The sequence below is a fragment of the Lentilactobacillus parakefiri genome (genome assembly GCF_002157585.1).
GTDB lineage: Bacteria > Bacillota > Bacilli > Lactobacillales > Lactobacillaceae > Lentilactobacillus > Lentilactobacillus parakefiri.
This window is the reverse complement of sequence record NZ_BDGB01000018.1, coordinates 1-4,422: the sequence shown is the minus strand read 5'-3', so window position 1 is coordinate 4,422 and position 4,422 is coordinate 1. Positions and strand designations below refer to the sequence as shown.

6 protein-coding genes are annotated in these 4,422 nt (G+C 35.3%); 3 read left to right on the top strand and 3 right to left on the bottom strand.

Annotated elements, in window-relative coordinates:
- Positions 1-213 precede the first annotated feature (213 nt).
- Both LPKJCM_RS00950 and LPKJCM_RS00945 read right to left on the bottom strand, forming a co-directional pair.
- Entirely contained in the window at positions 214-429 is a 216-nt protein-coding gene (locus LPKJCM_RS00950) for a hypothetical protein (protein ID WP_003649837.1), read from the bottom strand.
- A gap of 6 nt (positions 430-435) precedes the next feature.
- Positions 436-1,221, bottom strand: coding sequence for a ParA family protein (locus LPKJCM_RS00945; protein ID WP_005728422.1), 786 nt, complete (start codon positions 1,219-1,221; stop codon positions 436-438).
- 576 nt (positions 1,222-1,797) lie between these two features.
- Here LPKJCM_RS00945 and LPKJCM_RS00940 point away from each other — a divergent pair.
- The 3 genes from LPKJCM_RS00940 (at position 1,798) to LPKJCM_RS00930 (ending at position 4,105) form a co-directional block, all read left to right on the top strand.
- Positions 1,798-2,886, top strand: coding sequence for a replication initiator protein A (locus LPKJCM_RS00940; RefSeq protein ID WP_087069501.1), 1,089 nt, complete (start codon positions 1,798-1,800; stop codon positions 2,884-2,886).
- 150 nt (positions 2,887-3,036) lie between these two features.
- A complete protein-coding gene (locus LPKJCM_RS00935) occupies positions 3,037-3,234 on the top strand; it encodes a hypothetical protein (protein WP_054762704.1) in 198 nt (65 codons plus the stop codon).
- 49 nt (positions 3,235-3,283) lie between these two features.
- A complete protein-coding gene (locus tag LPKJCM_RS00930; protein ID WP_057961562.1) occupies positions 3,284-4,105 on the top strand; it encodes a Fic family protein in 822 nt (273 codons plus the stop codon).
- Here the strand turns inward: LPKJCM_RS00930 and LPKJCM_RS00925 are convergent.
- Positions 4,095-4,373 (bottom strand): hypothetical protein, encoded by a 279-nt coding sequence (locus tag LPKJCM_RS00925; protein ID WP_013855167.1) that lies wholly within the window; start codon positions 4,371-4,373, stop codon positions 4,095-4,097. The two genes, LPKJCM_RS00930 and LPKJCM_RS00925, sit on opposite strands and share 11 nt — an antisense overlap.
- Positions 4,374-4,422: the final 49 nt, after the last annotated feature.

Here is a 4,422-nt window from a genome sequence, read left to right as displayed (position 1 = left end):
TTATCAAAAAGGGCCTAGTACTTTTGGAATGGAAATACTTTCCAACACCAAAAATTCTAGACCCCTAAATTTGCGATCTACCACGTATGTTTAAATCAAATTTATTTTAAATATACCTTGTACAGTGAAGTTTATTGATTGTGTGATTTATGATAAAAGATTAATCTTTTATCATAAATCACACAATCAATAATACATAAGTTAAGCTCAATCTTATTTACGTTTGGCAAGGCCTTCACGAATAATTTTTTCTAAGACATCAACAATTTTTTCGTCATTCTCAAAAGCGATGCGTTTAACTTCTTTATATGTGCTCATGCGAAGTTGAACGGTTTTAGTTCTTTCTGTTTCGAATTGGTATGGACTTTTTAGATTTTTAAGTTGTTCAGATGCCTTTTTACTAACTTTGTTTAAAAAATCTTCTGCCATGATAAATTACTCCTCTAACTGTTGAATTCTAAGTAGTTGTTCATTAAGAACCATTTGGTACATTTGGATTGCTCTTTTATCCCAATGGTCTTTATTCCGTATTCCTTCATTAGCAAACGTTTTAACCCGTTCTTGAGTTCTAATTGAGTTTGAAAAGACCCCTTCGCCAAAAAAGTCTTTTGCTTGTGCAGAAATTTCAGTATCAACTTTTGCACGTGGCTTCATTAAGTACAATATGACACCAACTAACTGAAAACTTCCATTGTATTGTTCACGTAGTTCACCTAAATGTGTAGCTGTTTTTAAAGAACTTGTATATGACTGCTTTTGAGTTTGTAAGACAATTGAGATGAAATCTGAAGCCATGATTGCGTTATTAGTAAAGACATTTATTGTTGGTGGTACGTCAATAAAAATATAATCGTAATTTTGTTTTAACTTTGAAAGCATTTGTGGTAATAGAATATTACGTTTAACCCGACTAACTTTTTCTACAGCACCAATCCATAAAGACAATGTCCAATCTGTAGGAATCATATCAATTTGGTTTGTAACAGACACAATAGATTTAGACAAATTCCCTCCAAGAAGGCCCTCATATAATGAAAGTTCCGGCTTTAAATCGGCTTTATAAGTCTCCTTCATAATTTCAGTTGCATTTCCCTGGGGATCGAAATCTATCAGTAGTACTTTTTTCCCCTCTTGACCCAATAAATAGGTTTCCATTACAGTCAAGGTGGTCTTACCAACGCCACCTTTAAAGTTGAAGTTTAATAGTGTTTTCCCATTCATAGTAGCACCTACCTTTACATAAACATTTTACCATGATTTATGATTAATCACAAATTTTATATGATTTATGATTAATCATAAATCATATCCATAAAACTATTTACTTAACCTTTGCAGAATGATATGCTTTGTTCATAAACAAAAAATCCCAATCCACTCGGGATTGGGATTTTTGCAGTATTGACAAGTAGCTATCTTGCAGCTACCTAGTCCAAGCAATTTTCACCGCCAAGTTAAAATTGCTTGAACAAATTGTAATCTTGTTTACGTGCTAATTATACCGCAAGCAAACCTTAAGGGGCAAGCAAAGGTAAACTAATTAAAACGAAGATAAGACCAATGGACTAAGTAGCTTCTAATAACTACTTGGTCCATTTTTAGTTCTTAAAAATTAAAAAAGTTGCCGAATTGCAACTCACAAACAAACACATGCTGGTGAATTTACAAAGTCCTCACTGCCAATGATGCTTTATAATTCAGTCAGAGCATATCAAATTTGTATTTTAGAACAAGTCTGATGTTTTAGCAACTCTCTTTGAAGACAGCATGTACAAGTCAATGAAGGGGAGTTTTATTATGGATCAAACAAATTTTAATTTTATTGAATCAAAAAAAGCTTATGAAACCCGTTTTTTTCAATTCCCACAAGTTTTACTATACGGAGAAAAATACAAAAAGCTAAGTGATAGTGCTAAGTTAGGATATATGATTTTACGTGATCGTCTAGATTACTCATTAAGAAACAACTGGATTGATGAGAAGAATCGAGTCTATTTCATTTTCACAAATCAAGAGCTTCATAATTTATTTGGCTGGGGCAATGCGAAAATTGTTAAAGTAAAAAAAGAATTAGAAAGGGCAAAGTTACTCTATCAAGTTAACTTAGGATTTGATCCGAAGAAAAAGAAGAATCTACCAAATCATCTTTATCTAGCTGACCTCGAAGTTACAACTAAAGACATTTACAAAAAAAAGATTACTAATGAAGAGCCGAAATCCCTTGATACAAGCGGAAGTTTCAAAATGGAACCCCGACAAAAAGAGCCGAAATCCCTTGATACAAGCGGAAGTTTCAAAATGAAACCCCGACAAAAAGAGCCGAAATCCCTTGATACAAGCGGAAGTTTCAAAATGAAACACAATCTAAACAATACTAGAGGTTTAGATACTAATAGATACAATATAGATACTCAAAAGTTGGACTTTTCCACAGCTCATTTCTCACCAGCAGAACTAGAAAAGCAAAACCATGATCTCGTGAACCATGCTAATGACTTCTTAACTGATGAAGATAGTGGGTTACCAGTTTTCTTAGAACCCGAAGCTGTGCAACTACTTAGCTTTTGGTGCCGAACCCCACAACAAATGCGCCGGTTCATTGGCATTATCTTAAATGCTAAGTACCGAGTTGAGAAGGATCATCAGGACATTGGCGTTCTAATCCCACTAGACGATGAAGAACTAAAATCTTTGATGACTAAAGCCTTGAGACGCTACTTTAACGCCCTAAGAAGCAATGAAAAGCATATCAAGAACGTGGAAAACTACTTGTACGGCACCATGCAAAACCTATTTGGTGTTTGGTGGAATAAACAAGCGGCTAGAGAATATGCGGCCAAACACCCCGAAGAACAGAACACTGACAATGAGCGTTCTTGGAATTAAACGTCATATTAGCTCATTTAAGCCGTTTTAAGTGTTGCAGTGCATAATTACATTAAAACTGTTTTAAAATCGCTTAGAAGCAAAAATAGGCGCCTTAAGTGGCCGAATTGACGATAGCTGAGCTAGAAAAACGGGATAGGAGCTTTTTAAATGACCAAACCCAGCAAAGAAATCGAAACAATTGATCAATTATTGGCTGACCCCTGGGCAGTCAATATTCAAGACATTTGGGAACAAGCGGCATATAATCCAGATCCTGATAAACGCAAGCTGTTTGACGCGTTACACACTTACCTCTTAGATAAACGCCAAGAGCAAATTATCAACGAAAAGCATTTTGTGATTTAACATGAACAGGTCAAATAATCAGTGACTGAATAGAAAGGAGGCACAAAATATGGCTAAAACTCGAACATATATGGACAAGTATAAATTCACAGCTGCAGAAAACCAACGGTTTGCCCGAGCAAACTTTACCAAGTTAGTGCATACTAATGCTCGTTTTGAAGGCGTTAATACCACTTTGCCACAAACACAAACTATTATGGACGGTATGAGCGTAGCAGGAGTACCTGTTGAAGATGTTTTGACGATTGTTAATTTAAAGCGTGGGTGGCAATATATCACTGCTCAAAATTCCCCTTTAACGTTAACCATGGAAAAACAAATCAACAAGATTGTGGCAGCGGAAGATGCCTTAATACCGGGAGAATTACGGCAAGGGAAAGGAGGAGTTGATTTAGGTAGTGAAGACTTTTTTGAACCACCTTTAATTAACGAAAAACAAGAACAATCCTTTTTACAAAAAATCTTGGCTGATCCACGAACGACGATTACTGATAAAGCATTGACTGTCATGTATCATAATATGCGCCAACAAATCTTTTGGGACGGGAACAAAAGGACGGCAACTTTAAGTGCTAATAAAATTATGATTGACGGTGGTGCAGGCTTAATCAATGTGCCGTTAGATAAGTGGGATCAATGGAATGAACTAATTGCCAATTATTATCGAACTAATGACATGGCTAAAATTAAACGGTGGACATATGACAATGGCATTCAAGGATTACAAATTAGAGCAAACTTAGCGCTTAAATCAGTTAAAGACAAAACTAGTAAAAGAATTCAAAAACAGTTAAAAGATTTTGCGGATCAGAACCCAGAAATCAAGCCCAAAAATGATCCAGAAAATAAAAACGATCGGCCTAGTTATTAGGCTGATCATTTTTGAGTTTATTTGGTTTATGGGCATTAACGTAATCGGCAAATATCTTTAAAAGCTCCTCGGTTTGTTCGACAGAGAGGTTATCAGCTTGAAAGTATTTTTCGAGCAAAGCCCCTTTTTGAATTAATCGGCGAGAACGGGCTTTACGGGCTTGCCGATTTTCATAGTATTTAGATTGCCGTAATTTAAAATCTTCTCGCTCAATTTTTTGTTTTAAACGCGCTTGTTGCTCAACTAGTTTTTCATATTGATTAGGCATAGTCATTACCACCTAACTATTATCGGTTATTTTGAGCTTGATTTAAAAA